At 45.9% G+C, this 18992-nt stretch carries 18 protein-coding genes and 1 riboswitch; of the genes, 5 read left to right on the top strand and 13 right to left on the bottom strand.

Annotated elements, in window-relative coordinates:
- The first annotated feature begins 183 nt into the window (after positions 1 to 183).
- Complete coding sequence (locus tag BIW15_RS04295; RefSeq protein ID WP_005480876.1) at positions 184 to 639, top strand: RNA-binding protein; 456 nt, start codon at positions 184 to 186, stop codon at positions 637 to 639.
- Here BIW15_RS04295 and murI read toward each other — a convergent pair.
- Genes murI through btuB form a run of 3 tightly spaced genes read right to left on the bottom strand, consistent with a single transcriptional unit; the run spans position 593 to position 4024 of the window.
- Complete coding sequence (murI, locus tag BIW15_RS04290) at positions 593 to 1405, bottom strand: glutamate racemase (RefSeq protein ID WP_025509482.1); 813 nt, start codon at positions 1403 to 1405, stop codon at positions 593 to 595. The two genes, BIW15_RS04295 and murI, sit on opposite strands and share 47 nt — an antisense overlap.
- A gap of 40 nt (positions 1406 to 1445) precedes the next feature.
- The gene (locus tag BIW15_RS04285; protein ID WP_077280626.1) at positions 1446 to 2129 is read right to left on the bottom strand and encodes an ATPase; all 684 of its coding nucleotides are present in this window, start codon (positions 2127 to 2129) and stop codon (positions 1446 to 1448) included.
- A 59-nt stretch (positions 2130 to 2188) separates the two neighbouring features.
- Positions 2189 to 4024, bottom strand: coding sequence for a TonB-dependent vitamin B12 receptor (gene btuB, locus BIW15_RS04280; RefSeq protein WP_025627366.1), 1836 nt, complete (start codon positions 4022 to 4024; stop codon positions 2189 to 2191).
- Positions 4025 to 4079: 55 nt separating this feature from the next.
- A riboswitch (cobalamin riboswitch) is annotated at positions 4080 to 4280 on the bottom strand.
- Positions 4281 to 4464: 184 nt separating this feature from the next.
- Here btuB and trmA point away from each other — a divergent pair.
- Positions 4465 to 5574 carry a tRNA (uridine(54)-C5)-methyltransferase TrmA gene (gene trmA / locus BIW15_RS04275; protein WP_005480873.1) on the top strand — a complete coding sequence of 370 codons (1110 nt, stop codon included), beginning with the start codon at positions 4465 to 4467 and terminating at the stop codon, positions 5572 to 5574.
- Between the two features lie 65 nt (positions 5575 to 5639).
- Here trmA and BIW15_RS04270 read toward each other — a convergent pair whose 3' ends face one another.
- Both BIW15_RS04270 and fabR read right to left on the bottom strand, forming a co-directional pair.
- Positions 5640 to 6005 carry a YijD family membrane protein gene (locus BIW15_RS04270; protein WP_005460363.1) on the bottom strand — a complete coding sequence of 122 codons (366 nt, stop codon included), beginning with the start codon at positions 6003 to 6005 and terminating at the stop codon, positions 5640 to 5642.
- Positions 6005 to 6646 carry an HTH-type transcriptional repressor FabR gene (fabR, locus tag BIW15_RS04265; protein WP_005480868.1) on the bottom strand — a complete coding sequence of 214 codons (642 nt, stop codon included), beginning with the start codon at positions 6644 to 6646 and terminating at the stop codon, positions 6005 to 6007. Before fabR ends, BIW15_RS04270 begins: the two co-directional genes overlap by 1 nt.
- A gap of 262 nt (positions 6647 to 6908) precedes the next feature.
- On the opposite strand from fabR, the gene sthA reads away from it, so the two are divergent.
- Positions 6909 to 8339: a Si-specific NAD(P)(+) transhydrogenase gene (sthA, locus tag BIW15_RS04260; RefSeq protein WP_077280625.1), complete on the top strand. Its 1431-nt coding sequence runs from the start codon at positions 6909 to 6911 to the stop codon at positions 8337 to 8339.
- Positions 8340 to 8434: 95 nt separating this feature from the next.
- Here sthA and dinF read toward each other — a convergent pair whose 3' ends face one another.
- The 3 genes from dinF to lexA form a co-directional block, all read right to left on the bottom strand.
- Positions 8435 to 9778 carry an MATE family efflux transporter DinF gene (gene dinF, locus BIW15_RS04255; protein ID WP_179115223.1) on the bottom strand — a complete coding sequence of 448 codons (1344 nt, stop codon included), beginning with the start codon at positions 9776 to 9778 and terminating at the stop codon, positions 8435 to 8437.
- 55 nt (positions 9779 to 9833) lie between these two features.
- Complete coding sequence (locus tag BIW15_RS04250) at positions 9834 to 10628, bottom strand: class I SAM-dependent methyltransferase (protein ID WP_005496421.1); 795 nt, start codon at positions 10626 to 10628, stop codon at positions 9834 to 9836.
- Between the two features lie 195 nt (positions 10629 to 10823).
- Positions 10824 to 11444 (bottom strand): transcriptional repressor LexA, encoded by a 621-nt coding sequence (gene lexA / locus BIW15_RS04245; RefSeq protein WP_005480871.1) that lies wholly within the window; start codon positions 11442 to 11444, stop codon positions 10824 to 10826.
- A gap of 367 nt (positions 11445 to 11811) precedes the next feature.
- On the opposite strand from lexA, the gene plsB reads away from it, so the two are divergent.
- Positions 11812 to 14238, top strand: coding sequence for a glycerol-3-phosphate 1-O-acyltransferase PlsB (plsB, locus tag BIW15_RS04240; RefSeq protein ID WP_023583990.1), 2427 nt, complete (start codon positions 11812 to 11814; stop codon positions 14236 to 14238).
- A 57-nt stretch (positions 14239 to 14295) separates the two neighbouring features.
- Here the strand turns inward: plsB and ubiA are convergent, their stop codons facing one another.
- Both ubiA and BIW15_RS04230 read right to left on the bottom strand, forming a co-directional pair.
- Positions 14296 to 15150 (bottom strand): 4-hydroxybenzoate octaprenyltransferase, encoded by an 855-nt coding sequence (gene ubiA / locus BIW15_RS04235; protein ID WP_005460372.1) that lies wholly within the window; start codon positions 15148 to 15150, stop codon positions 14296 to 14298.
- A complete protein-coding gene (locus BIW15_RS04230) occupies positions 15151 to 15690 on the bottom strand; it encodes a chorismate lyase (RefSeq protein ID WP_005460374.1) in 540 nt (179 codons plus the stop codon).
- Between the two features lie 153 nt (positions 15691 to 15843).
- Between BIW15_RS04230 and BIW15_RS04225 the strand changes: the two genes are divergently transcribed.
- The gene (locus tag BIW15_RS04225) at positions 15844 to 16254 is read left to right on the top strand and encodes a flagellar basal body-associated protein FliL (protein ID WP_005460376.1); all 411 of its coding nucleotides are present in this window, start codon (positions 15844 to 15846) and stop codon (positions 16252 to 16254) included.
- A gap of 59 nt (positions 16255 to 16313) precedes the next feature.
- Here the strand turns inward: BIW15_RS04225 and glpG are convergent, their stop codons facing one another.
- The 3 genes from glpG to rpoH form a co-directional block, all read right to left on the bottom strand.
- Positions 16314 to 17156 (bottom strand): rhomboid family intramembrane serine protease GlpG, encoded by an 843-nt coding sequence (gene glpG, locus BIW15_RS04220; RefSeq protein WP_025506374.1) that lies wholly within the window; start codon positions 17154 to 17156, stop codon positions 16314 to 16316.
- A complete protein-coding gene (glpE, locus tag BIW15_RS04215; protein WP_005460380.1) occupies positions 17156 to 17476 on the bottom strand; it encodes a thiosulfate sulfurtransferase GlpE in 321 nt (106 codons plus the stop codon). The genes glpG and glpE overlap by 1 nt, the downstream gene beginning before the upstream one ends.
- 491 nt (positions 17477 to 17967) lie before the next feature.
- Positions 17968 to 18828: an RNA polymerase sigma factor RpoH gene (gene rpoH / locus BIW15_RS04205; protein ID WP_005490420.1), complete on the bottom strand. Its 861-nt coding sequence runs from the start codon at positions 18826 to 18828 to the stop codon at positions 17968 to 17970.
- Positions 18829 to 18992 lie beyond the last annotated feature (164 nt).

Below are 18992 nucleotides of genomic sequence, written 5' to 3'. Positions count from 1 at the left end.
TGCAAAAAAACTTTCAACCGTTCATTAATCCATCAAAACGCCGAAATTTGCATATTTCTTCGTCACATTTGAGACATATCACAGCAATTGGTTGGAAAAACACCAACCATATACGTAAGATTCATGTGTCTATTCTGTTAAATAGACAATCGATCTCTTTATTATCTATATGTAGTAATCAAAATGACGTCTAAAAAAAATCTGATCCTATCTGCCGGGCTGGCCGTCATTGGGGGAGTGCTATTCTCTCAATTCGCTATTCCACCAGCTTTGAGCTTTCTTATCGGTGTTGCCGCTACTGCTTTTCTATTTTCATTTTCTAGCCAAACACCATCTATTCAACCAACGGAATCTGATCCTTCAACTAAAACGCTGTATGTCGGTAACCTTCCTTATAAAGCAAATGAGAGTCACGTTCGTGATTTATTTGCAGAGTATGGGCAGGTATTCGCTGTGCGCTTAATGAAAGATAAACGCACAGGTAAAAGAAGAGGGTTTGGTTTTGTCGTTATGGCCGCTGCTGACGCAGAACCGGCTATCGCGAAGTTAAATGAAAGGGAATATATGGAGCGAACACTTAAAGTTCGTATTGCTAACGATCCGAAACATCCAGATGGCGATAAATCTGAACTGGATTAAATCCTAATTTCGCCAAACAAATGTTCAGTGCATCTTCTTGCCAAGGAGGTGCGCTGGCAAAGATTCGTTTTATCCCTTCTTCTTTCTCTTCAAGCTCGCCACAAGATAGTAATGCTTTAACCCGGCGCGCTATCGCCTCCCCAGAATCAATCAAAACGACGTTGCTACCCAGCACTTGCTGAATTTCGTTTTTGATTAGTGGGAAGTGTGTACAACCAAGTACAGCGACGTCTACTTTATTGCATAGCGGCGATAAGATACTTTTCAGTTCATCCAAAGGAACACTTTCACCACGTAGCTTTTCTTCTGCCATATCAACCAAACGCGTCGAACCTAGCAATTCAACTGGCTTACCTTGTGCAAAATCGCGGATCAGTTCATGAGTGTATTGACGAGTGACGGTCGCAGGCGTTGCGATTAACCCTACTCCCTGAGTCGCTAGTAGGGAGGCCGGTTTGATGGCAGGCACGACGCCAACAACTGGCACTGATAAGTTGCCACGCAATGACGGCAGCACGATTGTACTGGCAGTATTGCACGCAATGACGACGATATCGATGTGATGCTCTGCCACCAATGCGGAAACCAGCTGATTGACGCGCGAGATAAGCACATTCTGATCAAGTTCGCCGTAAGGATAAGCTTCGTTATCGAACAGATAGAAGTAGTCTAAGTGTGGAAGGAGTTGGTGAATTTCTTGGAAAACTGACAGTCCGCCGACACCGGAATCAAACACTAGAACTTTTTTCTTACTTGATGCTCGCACGAGTCTTACCTGATGAATAGAGACTCGGCGATCATACTGGTTAGATTTGTTTTGGCAATGCTTTGGCGCGGTATCTTTGATGGCTAAATCGCTCCCCTATTTCTACTTCAAGCTTAGTCAGTTCTATATGTCCTTGAAATGATGGGGTTGATGTCACCAATGTGTGGAACTCACCATTTTCTCCACATGGATCAATATGACGTGGTAATGACTCGATTAATACTTGGTCATACCAACGACCACACCATTCTGGAGAGAGAACACTTCCGTCTATGGTGATCAACATAGCTTGAATACCACGCTCTATGATTTCCATCGCTAGTTTTTCGCTGCTCTCCCCTAATAGAGGAAAGACGCACTCCCAACCTGCAGGTTCAATGTAACTGCGTCGGTAATCGGCAATGCCATTGCAAAACATATCGCCAAATGCGACAGCTTCTACGTTTAGACCACTACTTTGTAATGCATTAACGATGGTCGATTGATAAATGTCGTTACTTGGAAAGACTTCAGGTAGCTCGATAGTAATGAGCGGAAGCGCAAGTAAGTCTGCTTGCATTTGTACAACCTCAAGCGGAGTTGCTTGAAAAGGGACTTCTTTTCCTACGTAAGTCGTGTACAAACCGACAACTTGATAATTTGGATTCTCGTTAAGGCGCTCAAGCGTTAATGTCGAATCTTTACCGCTGGACCAACTGATCACCACTCGCTTGGGTTTCTTCATTCGATTTTCCACCACAAAATATTAAAAACCGCCCGAAGGCGGTTTGTGCTCATTCACGATTAGAATTCGTAGCCAACGTTGAGATAGTACGCTCGCTCTGCAGCAGGGTAACCTTTTGCCATCTCATACTCTTCATCAAGTAGATTATCGATACGAGCGCTAATAGAGGTCGACTCATTCGGATAGTAAGTCACCGCCGTATCAACCAACGAGTAAGAAGAAAGCGTAATATCTTGTGAAGGCCAAGTGCTGTAATCCACATCTGGACGCTTACCGACGTACTGATAGCTAACCGACCAATCCACTTTATCGAAGCTCACTAAAGCATTCCACTTATACATTTCTTTAGCGCGGCGCTGCAACTGATGCCCTTTATCGTCTTCAGCATCTTTGTAATCTGCACTCAACTGGTGCTGCACAATCCCTGTATCAAACTCAGCAACAAGCTCCACACCTTGGATATGTGTTTCACCATCGACATTCAAATATTTGTATGTGGTTGGATGGTAATCGATAAGATTCGTGATTTTATAGTCATAACCCGTTACGGACCAAAAAACGCCTTGGACATCACCGCTGAATGCTAACTCCCAAGCATCTGACTCTTCCGGCTTCAGATCTTTCTCACCGTATGTTGGGTCATACTGTTGATATAGGTTTGGAGCCTTAAACGCAGTACCAAAAGAGGCTTTAACCCCAAACTCTGGTACAAACTGGTAACCAGCCGCTAAACTGTAAGTGAACTCACTACCGTATTCTTCGTTATCATCAAGGCGAGCACTGCCCTCGAGCATTGCTTTATCAATACTGGTGGTTGCCATACCAAACAGAGCGCCATTGGTACGATCAAACGTTTTATTCGCACTCTTGTCTTTATAAGACTCGTTGCGCCAATCAATACCACCAGCCAACGTCGTATTGTTGTTTAGCAAGTAACTGTTGGTCCACTGGACATTTTGCTGCTCAAGTTCATCTTCAGTACCTGAGTGTTTGCCTTTTGCTTGCTCATAGTTCCAAGACTTCTGTTTCTGTGCTGTTACTTGTAGTTCTGACATCACATTATCAGACTGATACTTACCGCCCAGAGTGACAGAAAGATCGTCTTTTTCTGCTTCGTAGTAACCGCGACTGCCGTAGCTGCTGTCATATTGATAAACATTTTCGTAAGCACGTAGGTTACCAAATGCAGACCACTGGTCATTGAAGTTATGCACGTAACCTAGCAGACCATTCTTTGTATCAAAGCCATGGCGATCGCCGTCATTAACTCCCGGTACAGGACGAACGTTATAACCATCATCACTTTCACTACCAAGCGCGATATTTAGCTGGCCGCTCTCTGTGACTTTAATACCAGATGCCGCACTCAATTCTTGATAATCTAAACTACCTAAACCCGCACTTAACTTCGTTCCTTCTTCGTCAGCACGCGCAATGGTGATGATATTGATCACGCCCCCAATCGCTTCTGAGCCATAAAGTGACGCACGCGCACCACGCACGTACTCAATACGTTGAACGTAAGTAAGTGGGATTTGGTTAAAGTCCACAGCGCCCTTCGCTGCTCGTGCAAAACGTACGCCATCAACCAGTACTAAAACTTGGTCGGAACTGGTTCCACGAACAAATAAAGACGCTAACTGACCACGACCACCATTTTGTGAAACTTGAATTCCGGTAAGGCGACGCAATACATCTGGTAGGGTTTTCGCTTGAATGCGATCGATGTCTTGTCGAGTAACTACTTCGACATCTGCCAACGTACGGCTTTCGGCTTGCTCAAAACGGTTTGCAGTAACAACGATGGTTTCGTCAGTGGAGGTTTCTTGGGCCTGTAGATAAGAGACAGGTGAAAGCAGCGATGCCAAAGTGATCGCCAGTGCGGATTTTCTCATTGTATTGTCCTAAATCGCGTAATTCCTTCCGAGCCCTGTCATCATGACAGTCCAGTGCTGTGGCTCAGTTGTTGGCAGGTATTCGGACTCAAGAGCACGGGTGTACCGCCTACTTGCTCGACTTCCCACATAAACTAATGCAGTGTCTGATGAGCGTTCGTTCTCTTTTACCGCTGCGCGTCAGTTCTGGATTCACACCAGATTCCCATTTCAGCCATCTAGATTGCTAGATAGCACCAACTTGAGGCAAATATTATTCAGCTATTGATTATTTGTCCAGCCAATATTGCCCTTAGAAGTTGTAACGTTTTGATTGATTTTGCTTTCTACTCTGCCTGTACGCACTATCTTTAAATCAATTCCAGTACAAAACTGGACATCCTATTGAGATTGAATAAAATCTGCGCTCTTAAATTGAATGCACCATAAAAGGTAAGATCATGGCTACTCTTGATGTAAATCCACAACGCTACCAAGAACAACTGGCTGAAAAAGTCGAACGTCTCACTGATATGTTCGCGCCATACAACGTGCCAGAACTGGAAGTGTTTGAATCACCAGAGCAGCATTACCGTATGCGTGCTGAGTTCCGTGTTTGGCATGAAGGTGAAGACCTGTACTACATCATGTTCAACCAAGAGACTCGTGAGAAATACCGCGTAGACCAATTCCCAGCAGCCAGCCGTCTGATCAACGATTTGATGCCGCTATTGGTTGAAGCGATGAAAGACAACGAATCCCTACGCCGTAAACTATTCCAAGTCGATTTCCTATCGACGCTAAGCGGTGAGATTCTGGTTTCACTGCTTTACCATCGCCAACTTGATGAAGAGTGGATTGAAAACGCGAAAGCCCTTAAACAGCGTTTAAATGATGAAGGCTTTAACCTAAACATCATTGGTCGCGCACGTAAGATGAAAATCATCCTAGACCGTGACTACGTGATCGAAAAACTGGACGTAAATGGCCAAAGCTACATCTACCAGCAAGTCGAAAACAGCTTCACCCAACCGAATGGCAAAGTAGCAGAGAAGATGTTGGAATGGGCGGTTGACTGTACTCAAGAGAGCACTGGCGACCTACTAGAGCTTTACTGTGGTAACGGCAACTTCTCGTTAGCATTAGCGCAAAACTTCGACCGTGTACTTGCTACTGAGCTTGCTAAGCCTTCGGTAGAATCAGCACAATACAACATTGCAGCGAACAAGATCGACAACGTACAAATCATCCGTATGTCGGCAGAAGAATTTACAGAAGCAATGGAAGGTAAGCGCGAATTCCGTCGTTTAAAAGACAATGGTGTCGATCTGAAGAGCTACAACTGCAACACGATTTTTGTCGATCCACCACGTGCAGGTATGGATGTGGATACGTGCAAAATGGTGCAAGGTTACGAGCGCATCATGTACATATCTTGCAATCCAGAGACCCTAAAAGAAAACTTGGACATTCTAAGCGAAACTCACAATGTGACGCGCTTTGCTCTGTTCGACCAATTCCCTTACACCCACCACATGGAAGCCGGCGTTTTACTAGAACGTAAAGCGTAAGCCACCAGCGAAAGACATAAAAAAAGCGAGCTCAATAGCTCGCTTTTTTGTTGGAATTTTTTCAATTATTCAGCAGAAGTTTTCTTTTCCATGAAACCCAGCTTTTTACCAATCCATGCCAATAGGATCATCGACACCATGATTGCGAAGAAGTTTGAGCCTGCTTCTGGGTATTGCGCTTTGATAAATGCAGAGTGACCAAAGGCACCAACAAAGAAACACGCTAAGCCCACTAACGGAATATCTTCCGATACCGGGTTGTTTAAGTACTCTTGGTAAAGAGCTTGTACAGCCAGTACGAGTGCAATCAGTGGGAAGATTGAGAAAGACACTTCACTCATGGTCAACCATGACAATAAAGCATCACCACACATACCTGCAACCAGTGCCAAAATCAGCGTTTTCTTTTCAGATTTATTTCCATTCGACATTATTCTATCCCGCCTTTTAATCGGTTACGTTCACGTTCTTTGCGATACCAATAGGCCCCTTTGGCTATCATTCGCAATTGCATGATCAATCGCTCGGCGAGTTCATCGCGCTCACGTCGATCTAAATCTAAAGCTTCAGCACCCGAACTAAAGACCAAAGTCACCGACGCCTCTGCTTGAGTATACGCCTCTTCTCTGGTCATACCGGTGCTCATTAAATACTCGGTTAATTCTGCCGCAAAATGCTGGATTTCTCGAGCGACGGCAGTACGAAATTCAGAAGAAGTGCCAGAGCGCTCACGCAATAATAAGCGGAATACGTTAGGGCTACTTTCAATGAATTCCATAAAGGTTTCAACCGAAGTTCGAATCACACTGCCTTCTTTGACAATACGTTGACGTGCCTGACGCATCAGTTGACGTAATAGTAAACCGCCTTCATCAACCATTGTTAAGCCTAGCTCATCCATGTCTTTGAAGTGACGATAAAAAGAAGTGGGTGCAATTCCTGCCTCTCGGGCAACTTCTCGCAAGCTGAGACTGGAAAAGCTGCGATCCGCACTTAATTGACTAAATGCCGCATCGATCAGTGATCGACGTGTCTTCTCTTTTTGTTGCGCGCGGATTCCCATCGATTTCATTCTTAACTTGCTCTTTTCTGTAGGGTACAAGAGCTTCAATATAACGCAATTCACCCCTACGGAGAAAGATATGTTGCCTCACCCGAGGCAAGCGGCGAGAACGTTACTATTGGCATGCATCTAATTGCAATGTTCTCGAGTCAATTTATAGACATACAACATACCAATTCATCCTTTTGTTCGATTCTGCGTGATCACTTCCACTCTCTCGCAGCCATTACGTGTACGTATAGAGCAAATGAGTTAAAATCGCGCTAAAGCAATGTTAAGCAAATATAACAAGGAAGGCATCATGGCGCATGTTAATCACTATGACGTGATCGTAATTGGTAGTGGCCCTGGCGGAGAAGGGGCTGCAATGGGGTTAACCAAAGCGGGACTGAATGTTGCCATCGTCGAGAAAGAAAGCAGTGTGGGCGGCGGCTGTACGCACTGGGGAACCATTCCATCGAAAGCGCTGCGCCATGCAGTAAGCCGTATCATCGAATTCAATAGCAACCCGCTATTTTGCAGAAACAACACCAGCCTTCATGCAACATTTTCTGACATTTTAGGCCATGCGAAAACGGTCATCGATAAACAGACTCGCCTTCGTCAGGGGTTTTACGACCGCAATGACTGCACGCTGCTGTTCGGTACTGCACGTTTTATTGATACGCACTCTATCGCGGTAATGCAAAATGACGGTACGGAAGAAATCTACTCGGCCGATAAATTTGTCATCGCGACGGGCTCTCGTCCTTACCGACCAAACGATGTCGACTTCTTGCATGAACGAATCTACGACAGTGACTCTATCCTGAGCCTGAAACACGACCCTCGTCATATCATCATTTATGGTGCAGGCGTTATCGGTTGTGAGTACGCCTCTATCTTCCGTGGACTTGGTGTGAAAACCGACCTGATCAATACCCGGGATCGTTTGTTGGAGTTCTTGGATAACGAAGTGTCTGATGCACTGTCTTACCACTTCTGGAACAGCGGCGTTGTCATTCGTAACGACGAAACCTACGAGAAAATCGAAGGCACAGAAGATGGCGTCATTATTCACCTGCAGTCAGGCAAGAAAATGCGCGCCGATTGTTTGCTGTATGCGAACGGCAGAACCGGTAACACCGACAAACTCAGTTTGGATGTCGTCGGTCTAGAATCGGATTCTCGCGGCCAGCTTAAAGTGAACCGCAACTACCAAACGGCGGTTGAGCACATTTACGCAGTGGGTGATGTGATTGGTTACCCTAGTCTTGCGAGCGCAGCCTACGACCAAGGACGCTTTGTCGCACAAGCGATCACCAAAGGTCAGGCTGAAAACTATCTGATTGAAGACATTCCAACAGGCATCTACACCATTCCAGAAATCAGCTCTGTTGGTAAAACAGAACAAGAACTGACGGCAGCGAAAGTGCCTTATGAAGTTGGCCGCTCTTCATTCAAACATCTGGCCCGTGCGCAAATTGCAGGCAAAGATGTCGGCAGTTTAAAAATTTTGTTCCATCGTGAAACCAAGGAAATTCTCGGCATTCACTGCTTTGGTGAACGTGCAGCGGAAATCATCCACATTGGTCAAGCCATCATGGAACAGAAAGGCCAAGCCAATACGATTGAATATTTCGTGAATACTACCTTCAACTACCCGACCATGGCCGAAGCCTATCGTGTAGCGGCATTGAATGGGCTGAACCGATTGTTCTAGTAGCCATACAATGCTGAGATAATGAGGTTAAATGAGTATTTGGGTTGCCATGATCCAAATGCAAAAACAGCAGGTTTTCGACCTGCTGTTTTTATTTACGCGAGGAACGTTCCTTTACGCCATTGATAGAAGAATATTACTCCAAGACCAATCCCTCGCATTGCCATAAAGCTGGTCATCGCAAACCACAGTGCATGGTTTTGCCAGCCAGAGAACAAAAAGAAGATTACGAAGAAACAGCAAGTCGCCACGAACATACTGTTTCGCATATCTTTACCTTTGGTGGCACCAACAAAAATGCCATCGAATAAGAAACACCACATAGATGTCAACGGCATCACCACCAGCCAAGGTAGATAGATCGCTGCTTGCTGCTGCACAATCGCAATAGAAGTGATCATGGCGATCAAATTCGATCCCGCTAAGCCAAATACCGCAGTAAGCCCTAAGCAGATGATCAGACTCCAAAAGAATGTCCCGATCAGAGAATCACTAAGCTGAGCTCGGTCTTTCGCGCCAATCGCTTTCCCCACCATCGCTTCCATCGCGTAGGCAAAACCATCCATGCCGTAGGAAATCATCATCAAGAAGCTCATCAACACAGCGTTTGCCGCGACAACATCATCACCAAAGCTCGCGCCCTGAAACGTCATAAAGCTAAACGCAGCTTGCAAACATAATGAACGAAGAAAGATATCGCGATTGAGTTTCACAAATCGCCCTAGCCCATGCTGAGTGTCAGCAAGTAATTGCTTGGGTGACGGCAACTGACGTGCTTGCCATGTCTTCCACACGCAGACCAAACCAAACGCCATGCCTGAGTAATCAGCAATCACGGATGCAAGCGCAGCACCTTCAACTTTCCAACCTAAGCCCATCACAAATAACAAATCGAGAGCGATGTTGGTGACATTGGTGATAATCACCATCCACATAGGCGCTTTGGAGTTTTGCGTGCCGAGCAACCAGCCCAACAACACAAAGTTCATTAGAGCTGCGGGGGCACTCCACACACGGATAGAGAAATATTGCATGCCGTAGTGCTTCACTTCAGCACTGGCATCACTCCAGCCAAAAATCAGATCAGCAAGTGGGTTATGGGCTATGAGGAACACCAAAGCAAACAGCAAAGCCATGAATGAGCCCTGTATGAACACCAATGCGAGCTGTTTTTTGTCTTCACCACCGTAAGACTGCGCCGCTAGGCCTGTAGTCGACATGCGTAAGAAGCCAAGCAGCCAGAACGTTACGCTGATCATAGTACTGCCCAGCGCGACGCCGCCTAAATACCACGCGTGCTCTAGGTGGCCAATCACCGCCGCATCGACGAAGCCTAATAGTGGAACGGTAATATTCGACAACACCATCGGGATCGCGAGCGCTAACACCTGACGATGCACTTGAGGATTCGATAAAGGAGAGAAAATAGAGTTTGTCACAGGCACCTCGTTGTTTAGATCGACGAGTGTACCTGAGTGCTTAATGACTAGCCAATTACCACTTGATGTGAACAAGCACTGGCGTGAGACGGTGCTTTAGCATTGGAATTTTATTGAGCCAGCGTTGCCAAGCTTTCCATCGTGAACAGAATCGGTCGAATGGCGAGAACGCTTTCACCCATTGTGCCCACGGCAGCCATCTCAGAACTTGTTCCGCCGGTGCCTCAAATCCATGGGCATAGTAATCCGAACCAAGCTTTTGCCCCCACTTGCTTTCTGTTAAGTCTCCAGCGAGTACCATACAGAGCTCAGCCGAGACAAAATGGCGACCTAAGTTTTGAATAAACCGCGCAACATGTCGCTCAGAGCAATCCAACAATGCCATTTCGCACAGAATCAATACGGGTGATTTATCTGGAATGGTCAGAGATTCGAGCCACGACATGTCTTCCACACTCCCACTGCGATGTTCGTAGCGTTCGTTTTTATGGAATAGACGCTGACGCCAAACTAGATTCTCCGTAACATCCAATTCAATCCAGTGACAGCGGCCGTTATCCAAACGGTAAAAACGGGTATCGAGTCCAGCTCCAACATTGATGATCCAAGCGTCCGGATTTTGCTGCAAAAACTGCGTTACCTGTTGGTCGCACAGTTGAGTCAACGTCACGTGTAGCAACTGCTTTTGCGCGACATCACCACTTAAACAATCAGGCGCCATCTTGCAGCTTAGGCAAGCTTTCGCTGCAATGGGGTCATACACCAAACCATTGTCGACCATGCTTTCACGGCTGCGTAATAGCAAAGGCTTCAATAGATGATTAGGAACTTGATGTTTTGACTTAGACATGGGCATTTCCTGCGCCAGTGAGAAAGAGTGGATACCGGAAATAATGATAATGAATATCAATTGCATTATCAAGCGCAGAGATAGGGGCGATAAGAATATGAGAAGTAAACAGAGAGCTGGAGCTCAAAGCGGATGAGAAAAAAGTGCTAAGACAAATAGGCAACAGCCCAGCGAAGCTGGGCTGTTGCGATAAACTTACATCCAATCGGTATTGCGAATAATACCAACGGCTAAGCCTTCAATAGTCAGATGCTGAGACGTTAAGTCCACTTGAATCGGTGCGAACTCTTCATTCTCTGCATGCAGTAAAACGGTTGAACCTTTACGTTCCAAGCGCTTGACGGTCACATCGTCATCAACACGAGCAACGACAACCTGACCATCGCGAACATCTTGTGTTTTGTGCACAGCAAGCAAATCACCGTCCATGATACCGATGTCTTTCATACTTTCGCCGTTTACACGAAGTAAGAAATCCGCTTGCGGCTTGAACATCGCAGGGTCAACTTGGTAGTGCGCTTCTACGTGCTCTTGAGCCAGAATCGGCTCACCCGCAGCGACTTGACCAATCAGAGGCAAGCCCTGTTCGTCATTGGCCGCATCTTCAAGCAGGATTCTGATCCCACGCGATGCGCCCGGAATAATTTCAATGGCTTGCTTACGAGCAAGCGCTTTTAGGTGTTCCTCTGCGGCATTCGCAGAGCGGAAGCCAAGCTCACGCGCAATCTCTGCACGAGTTGGTGGCATTCCGGTGTCATCGATTTTGCTTTTAATCAAATCGAAGACTTGTTGTTGGCGTGGCGTTAACGGCTTCATGTCTCACCTGTCTTTTTATACAGTTAACTGTGAGTATATCCAGTAAATGGTCAAATGGAAACCCAATTGGTTGTTTTTTAATTTATTTGCTGCGCTTTCTGAACTTGCCCACAAACTGTGGCGCAAAGCGCGTTTAAAACACCGTGTCTAAAGTTAATCAAAGTAAAGCAACAACTTAGGAGTTCGACTAATTTCTACTCAATAAAATTAAAAGGTTTGACCAGTTTCTGGTATCCTTGCTGCGCTTAAAATTTATTGCCTAGGCTTATTTCTATTGCCGTACTCATTTCTTTGCCAAGAAGTTGAGCCACGCGGACACAGAACTAAGGTTGGGCCTGTTTGAATACCTATTGAGGCTGTGAACTTTATGTCTTCTGGACAATCATTTTCACGTTCATTACTAAAACTACCTTTATCGGTAATGGTAAAGGGCACCACAATCCCATCGAATCCGATTGACGATCTCAACATCGACCTAACTAAGCCGATTGTGTATGCCTTGCCATTTCGTTCGAACGTGGATTTGCTGACACTGCAAAAACAAGCCATGAGCCTTGGGCTACCAGACCCGCTCAGTCCGCTGGAAATCAATGGCAAAACGCTTAATCGTTTCGTCTTTATTGCCTCACGTCCAACCGTGATGGGTAATGACAACGACATCCCGACAGATTCTGTTTCTCTATTTACTGAGCTGCTGGAACTGCACAAGCTTGATAGCGAGCTTGATGTGCAGATGATCCCAGCGACCGTACTTTGGGGACGCAAACCAGGTAAAGAAGAGAACCATCGCCCGTACCTGCAACCAATGAATGGGCCACAAAAAGCGAAAGCGGTAATGGCAGCAGGTCGTGACTGTTTGGTGCGCTTTAGCCCGGTGGTTTCACTGCGTTATATGGCGGATTCTCACGGTACAGACAGTGCTATTGCGCATAAATTAGCGCGCGTGGCACGTATCCACTTTTCTCGTCAAAAATTGGCGGCATCAGGTCCAAACCTACCGCAACGCCAAGTGCTATTTGCTCGCCTGTTAAAGTCACCTGCAATTGAACAAGCGATTGAAGACGAGGCAAAAAGCAAAGACATTTCGATTGAGAAAGCGCGCAAAGAAGCCCATGACATCATGGATGAAATCGCAGCCGACTTCTCATACGGTCTGGTGAAGAACGGCGATCGCATCCTGAGCTGGCTGTGGACCAAACTGTATCAAGGCCTGCACATCAACAACGCTTCGACAGTGCGTCGCTTGGCGCAAGATGGCCATGAGATCGTGTACGTGCCGTGTCACCGTAGTCACATGGACTACCTACTGCTGTCTTACGTTCTGTACCATGAAGGTATGGTGCCACCGCACATTGCTGCGGGTATCAACCTGAACTTCTTCCCTGCGGGTCCGATTTTCCGTCGTGGTGGTGCGTTCTTTATTCGTCGTAGCTTTAAAGGCAACAAACTGTACTCCACGATTTTCCGCGAGTATCTAGCCGAGCTGTTTGCAAAAGGCTACTCGGTAGAGTACTTCAGCGAAGGTGGTCGCTCACGTACCGGTCGTTTACTGCAAGCGAAAACGGGTATGTTGGCCATGACGATTCAAGCGATGCTGCGTGGTCTAAACCGTCCGGTAACGCTGGTACCGGTTTACATCGGTTACGAGCACGTAATGGAAGTGGGCACTTACGCCAAAGAACTGCGCGGTAAACGTAAAGAGAAAGAGAACGCAGGTCTTGTTCTGCGCACTCTACGTAAACTGCGTAACTTTGGTTTGGGCTACGTGAACTTCGGTGAGCCTATTCAGCTCAACCAATACCTTAACGAGCACGCGCCAGAGTGGACAAAAGACATCGATAGCATGGGCGGTAGCAAACCACAATGGATGAATCCTGTGGTCAATGAGCTAGCGAACAAGATGATGACGCACATTAACGATGCGGCAGCGGCAAACGCCTTAACGCTTTGTGCAACGGCCTTGTTGGCTTCTCGCCAACGTGCACTGTCTCGTGATTCTCTGATCAATCAGATTGAGTGCTACTTGAAGCTACTCAAGAACAACCCATACTCAAGCACTTCAACCATCCCAACGGAAAGTGCTGAAGAGTTGGTTGATCACGCTATCTCGTTAGATAAGTTTGTGATTGAAACAGACAGTATGGGCGACATCATTTCTCTGGATCGTAGTCAATCGATTCTGATGACTTACTATCGCAACAACATCATTCACTTGTTTGCGCTGCCATCGTTGATTGCTCAGATGATTATTCGTCAGCGCAATCTCACCGTGGAGAAAATCCAAGAGAACGTTGCGCAAATCTACCCATTCTTGAAGAAAGAGCTGTTCCTAAGCTACCAAGAGGAAGATTTAAACGACCTTGTGGTGAAAACGTTGAATGAGTTTGCCGAGCAGAAAATGATCTGTCTTGATGGCAACAAATTGGAAATCAACCAATCAAACAACCAACCGCTGGTTCTACTTGGTCGCACGATTACTGAGACGCTGCAGCGTTACTCCATCGCCATGAACCTATTGGTTGCGTACCCTGAGTTGGGTAAATCGGATCTGGAACAAAAGAGCCAAGACATCGCGCAACGTTTAGGTCGCCTGCACGGTATCAACGCGCCGGAGTTCTTCGACAAAGGTGTGTTTACCGCCATGTTCAATACACTCAAACAGCAAGAGTACCTCGATAGCGACGGCAACTGCGATAAGAAGAAAACGCAGAAATTTGCCAAGCTACTGTTTACGCTTCTGTACCCAGAAGTGAAGTTGACCATCGAAGAAAGTATCCATCAACTTCAGGCATAACAAACACAAAAAAACAAAAGGCATCCAATTGGATGCCTTTTTTGATCTTCGGATTGATTACCAGAACGCGACTAATAAACCTATCGCTATCACCATGCCAACGTAGTTGTTGTTAAGGAAAGCTCTGAAACACAAATCGCGCTCGCGGTGGCGGATCAAATGCTGCTGATAAACAAACAATGATGCGGCAATCAGCACCGTCCAGTAGTAACTTTGGCCTAATTGATAAAACTGCCCTAGCCCCACCAACATCGCCAACGTCACTAACTGTAACACTCCAATAATTAACTTGTCGTGGCGACCGAACAGAATCGCTGTCGATTTGATACCGATTTTTAAATCGTCATCGCGATCCACCATTGCATACTGAGTGTCGTAGGCAATCGTCCACAATGCATTAATCACAAACACAAACCAAACCATCACTGGTAGCTCACCGGTTTGTGCCGCCCACGCCATAGGAATCGCCCAGCTAAACGCTAATCCCAAAAACAGCTGCGGGATATGCGTGTAACGCTTCATAAAAGGGTAAATAAAGGCTAAGACAAGGCCCGCAAAAGAGAGCTGAATCGTTAAGGGGTTCATGGTCAACACAAGTAAGAATGAGCTCACGGCCAAAACCAAAAATAAGCCAATCGCCTCTTTCGCCGTGACCTTACCCGAAGGCAATGGGCGCTGTTTAGTACGCTTCACATGACCATCGACTTTACGGTCTGCAAAATCGTTAATGACGCAGCCTGCACTACGCATTAAAAATACACCCAACACAAATACAATGAGCACATCCCAACTCGGTATGCCTTGGGCTGCAATGACCAGAGCCCAAACCGTTGGCCACAACAATAATAGTGAACCAATTGGGCGATCCATTCGCATCAGCTGCCAATATGCTTTGGCTTTTTCTGCGGACATTTACACTCTCTCCTTGGCGTAAATAGGTGAATTCGATAAGAATAACTCAGCGACTAACATAGGTTTGTGATTCATCCACAACCTTGAGCGTCGTGCGAGAAAACGGCCTTGAGGCAAGTGAACCCAACCCATTTGTAGCGAGTCGCGCTCGACATTATCAGCGCTAAAGACGGTGAGCCCTAGTGGGATATCGCCTTGCTGCGCTAAGTCGTATTGCTGATCGACCAACGTAGTACGTGGGATCAAAGTACGACCAACAACCCAAGGGCAGTCGTCTCCACACAGGACGACCTCTCTTAGGAGGCAATCTTGCTCAGACAGTAACTGACTTTCATCCGATTTCAGTGTCTTCGCTGTGACGATATGATTTTGCAGCAGTTCTACCGTCAATTCCTGACAGTGCTGCTTTAAACGACGTGACAAAGACCCTTGTTCTTCCAGCCAATGCTTGGCAAATTCGTTTGGAAATTCAAATTCTTCGGGCTTTTGCCACTCTACTTCCAATAAAGAAGCAAGATAGAGTGATGTTGGCTGATTCATACTAGTATTCAATTGGAGGCTTTATGCGTACAATAAAGCAACAACTTACCGTCTTATTAAAACCGTAAGTTCCGTTATTTGTTATAGACGGTCTATTGTATCAAGACTGAAGCGATTCGAATATCGCGATCCAGAGAAAGAAAAGTTAGAAATATGTACAAACGTTATGTAGCCCAAATTATTTTTGCGTTAACAATCCTGATCTCCGCACCAAGTTGGGCTGAAACGGAAGAGACTGGACCAAAATTAGCGTACTTCACCCTAGAGCCAGATTTAACCACTAACTTTTACACCAAAGGTAAAAAATTAGGCTATGTACAAGTGCGTATCGACATCATGGTGATGAGCCAACAAGACCTAGCGATTGTTGAGCACCATCAACCCTTGATTCGCGATGCGGTCATCGAACTCCTAGGCAAACAAACCGAAGATACGATCAAGTCGCTTTCTGGCCGAGAAGACCTACGCAAAACGTTGGTAAAAGAGCTAAACGAAACCTTACTGCCAGAGACCGGGAAAACCGTCATTGCTGATTTGCTGTTTACCAAATACCTCTATCAGTAAGTAACGCTGCTTTAGATACAAAAAGACCGCTTTCGAGCGGTCTTTTTTTGTTTTTGCTATCACGCTTGTTGTTGGTATTTCTGCTTGCCCGAGTCGAACAGCGCAATCGCCATCCCGGCCAACAAGCCAGCTAAGTGAGCCGTATTGGCAATGGCCATAAACGGTTGCACAAAACCAAGTACCAACCACGCCAACATAAAACCAATGATGGATTTCGGCAGCGTTAAACCTAAATGAGGTAAGCGGTAACCCAAAACCCACAAATAGCCGAGTAGCGCGTACACAACACCAGATAACCCGCCGAAGTTCGCACCTTCAACATAGAACTGGCCAGCACCAGAGAGTGCCGCAGATACCACAAAGATTTGCAGTAACTTGCCAGAACCAAGGCGACGTTCAATATCGCCACCAAGTTGCCACCACCACAACAAGTTAAAGATGATGTGTGTTACCGAGAAATGCAGCAATGCATGACTCACCCAACGCCACAATTGCCATTGCTGGCCTTCAAACGCGGGAAAGTGCAACAGAGCAAATACCCCATTTCCAAAGCCTAACATCTGCAAACCATAAATCACGGCGCATACGGTCATGATCAATAAGGTCACTGGACCGGCTTTGGCTTTGATCATTCCCATGATGCTTGGGCTAGCGTAATAAAATTGGCTCTTACGAGTATCGGCAACGTCCCAGGAAGCGGCGCTGTATTTGCTAGCGGATGGATTCACCAAAAATTGCTTCAGTTCGGCTTCTGCCTCAACTTCATGCTGGCTGTCCGTAAGCCAAAGTGCAAATTGTCCTTCACCTTCGGGCATCATCTCAATATCTATCTGACGAGAGGCCATATAATCGATAAAGGCTTGCGCCATGCGTGGATTATTTAACGTTACCAATCTCTTCATTAACTTCTCACTATCGGTAGTTGTGCTCGCTGCCAGGCTTCAAAGCCACCGTCTACACTGTACACCTGTTCGAAGCCTTGGTTAACTAAATATTGCGCTGCGCCTTGGCTGCTAATTCCGTGATAACACATCACGAGGATCGGCTGTTCAAACTCTACATCTTCCATAAACGCCACAATCGTATCGTTGGTTAGATGATAAGCCGACTCAGCATGTGCCACGGCAAACGATTGAGGATCACGAATATCTACAAGCTTTGCCTCGCCCTGCTCAAGCAAAGCCTGTGCACCTTGTACATCGATATGCTGAAACTGGTCCATTTACTTTCTCATTTTGTCGTTATGAATATACCCAAATAACCTTGGTACCCGAACTAAACACTATGCTGCTCGGTGTATTAAGTCGGAAAAAGTCATTTGGGTATACTGCCGCCATTGTAACCTATCCAGTGGCAAACTTAGACACAAGGATAATCAGGGCTTTTAAAATTGTACACATTCCAACCATTTGTGGATAAAGCTGTGAATTGCGTTGATAAAGTATATTTGGATCTTTTGATCCACAAGATGTAGTGATGATCCTGATCTAGCTGTGTGTATATTTATAACTATCCCCAAGCGACAAAACCGCTATCACCCTTATTTTGTCTGGGTTTCGAACAGTTGATAAATAATTACTTCACAGAGTTATGCACAGGTAGCACAGAAAATTTAGATCGCAAACGCTATCTATTTTCGATCGAAAATAAAAAAGCCGAGATCACATGATCTCGGCTTTCTATGAAAATCTTACTTTATATTAGAGGCTGAAGTTAGAACTCACCAACGGCCAGTTTCAGCTTCTTCATCGCATTCTTTTCTAACTGACGAATACGCTCTGCAGAAACGCCAAACTCATCAGCCAAGTCTTGCAATGTTGCTTTCTCATCGTCTAACCAACGAGAGCGCACAATGCGTTGGCTACGCTCATCTAGGCTTGCTAGTGCGTGACCAAGACGATTATTGGTGTGCATTTCCCAGTTTGCAGCTTCGATGTTGTCAGCCACGTCCGACGATTTGTCTTCTAGGTACAGCATCGGTGCAGTATATGAGCTAGTTGCACTGTCATCATCGTCAGTTGGCATATCGAACGTTGAATCGACCGCCGCAAGACGTGATTCCATCTCGCGAACTTCGGAAGGTTCTACGCCCAACTCACGAGCTACGGTTTCGACTTCGCCATTGTTAAACCAACCTAAGCGTTTTTTCGATTTGCGTAGATTGAAGAACAATTTACGCTGCGCCTTAGTTGTTGCAATTTTAACGATACGCCAGTTACGTAGTACATACTCATGGATCTCTGCTTTGATCCAGTGAACAGCAAAAGACACCAAACGTACGCCCACTTCTGGGTTAAAACGTTTAACGGCTTTCATTAGACCGATATTGCCCTCTTGCACTAGATCTGCCATTGGCAAACCGTAGCCTGAGTAACCTCGAGCAACGTGAACAACGAATCTTAGGTGTGACAGGATCAGGCCTTTCGCAGCCTCAATCTCACCTTTGTAGTGTAATCGTTCTGCCAGTTCACGCTCTTCGTCTGCTGTCAGCATTGGGTAGCTGTTTACAGAGCGAATATAGCTATCAAGGCTATCTTGCGTGACTAGAGCCATCGGATACGCTTCTTTTGTCATTCAATTCCTCATCAATCTCTGATCTGGAGCATTACATTGCAATTTAGCTTCGATATCTTGAACTCAAAATGAACAAGTTTCAAGAAGGGCGAGCAATTATCCATAAACAATTGGTCTAAACAAGAGGTAAAAATTAGCTTGTGCTAATAAATTCCAAGTATAAG

The organism is Vibrio sp. SALL6 (assembly GCF_002002385.1).
Lineage (GTDB): Bacteria > Pseudomonadota > Gammaproteobacteria > Enterobacterales > Vibrionaceae > Vibrio > Vibrio parahaemolyticus.
This window is presented reverse-complemented; position numbering and strand designations above follow the sequence as displayed.

Bases quoted from the DNA above. Each gene is read 5' to 3' on its own strand.
- BIW15_RS04295 (WP_005480876.1), top strand. From the start codon at position 184: ATGACGTCTAAAAAAAATCTGATCCTATCTGCCGGGCTGGCCGTCATT.
- BIW15_RS04285 (WP_077280626.1), bottom strand. From the start codon at position 2,129: ATGAAGAAACCCAAGCGAGTGGTGATCAGTTGGTCCAGCGGTAAAGAT.
- btuB (WP_025627366.1), bottom strand. From the start codon at position 4,024: ATGAGAAAATCCGCACTGGCGATCACTTTGGCATCGCTGCTTTCACCT.
- trmA (WP_005480873.1), top strand. From the start codon at position 4,465: ATGGCTACTCTTGATGTAAATCCACAACGCTACCAAGAACAACTGGCT.
- BIW15_RS04270 (WP_005460363.1), bottom strand. From the start codon at position 6,005: ATGTCGAATGGAAATAAATCTGAAAAGAAAACGCTGATTTTGGCACTG.
- fabR (WP_005480868.1), bottom strand. From the start codon at position 6,646: ATGAAATCGATGGGAATCCGCGCGCAACAAAAAGAGAAGACACGTCGA.
- sthA (WP_077280625.1), top strand. From the start codon at position 6,909: ATGTTAAGCAAATATAACAAGGAAGGCATCATGGCGCATGTTAATCAC.
- BIW15_RS04250 (WP_005496421.1), bottom strand. From the start codon at position 10,628: ATGTCTAAGTCAAAACATCAAGTTCCTAATCATCTATTGAAGCCTTTG.
- lexA (WP_005480871.1), bottom strand. From the start codon at position 11,444: ATGAAGCCGTTAACGCCACGCCAACAACAAGTCTTCGATTTGATTAAA.
- plsB (WP_023583990.1), top strand. From the start codon at position 11,812: ATGTCTTCTGGACAATCATTTTCACGTTCATTACTAAAACTACCTTTA.
- ubiA (WP_005460372.1), bottom strand. From the start codon at position 15,150: ATGTCCGCAGAAAAAGCCAAAGCATATTGGCAGCTGATGCGAATGGAT.
- BIW15_RS04230 (WP_005460374.1), bottom strand. From the start codon at position 15,690: ATGAATCAGCCAACATCACTCTATCTTGCTTCTTTATTGGAAGTAGAG.
- BIW15_RS04225 (WP_005460376.1), top strand. From the start codon at position 15,844: ATGTACAAACGTTATGTAGCCCAAATTATTTTTGCGTTAACAATCCTG.
- glpG (WP_025506374.1), bottom strand. From the start codon at position 17,156: ATGAAGAGATTGGTAACGTTAAATAATCCACGCATGGCGCAAGCCTTT.
- glpE (WP_005460380.1), bottom strand. From the start codon at position 17,476: ATGGACCAGTTTCAGCATATCGATGTACAAGGTGCACAGGCTTTGCTT.
- rpoH (WP_005490420.1), bottom strand. From the start codon at position 18,828: ATGACAAAAGAAGCGTATCCGATGGCTCTAGTCACGCAAGATAGCCTT.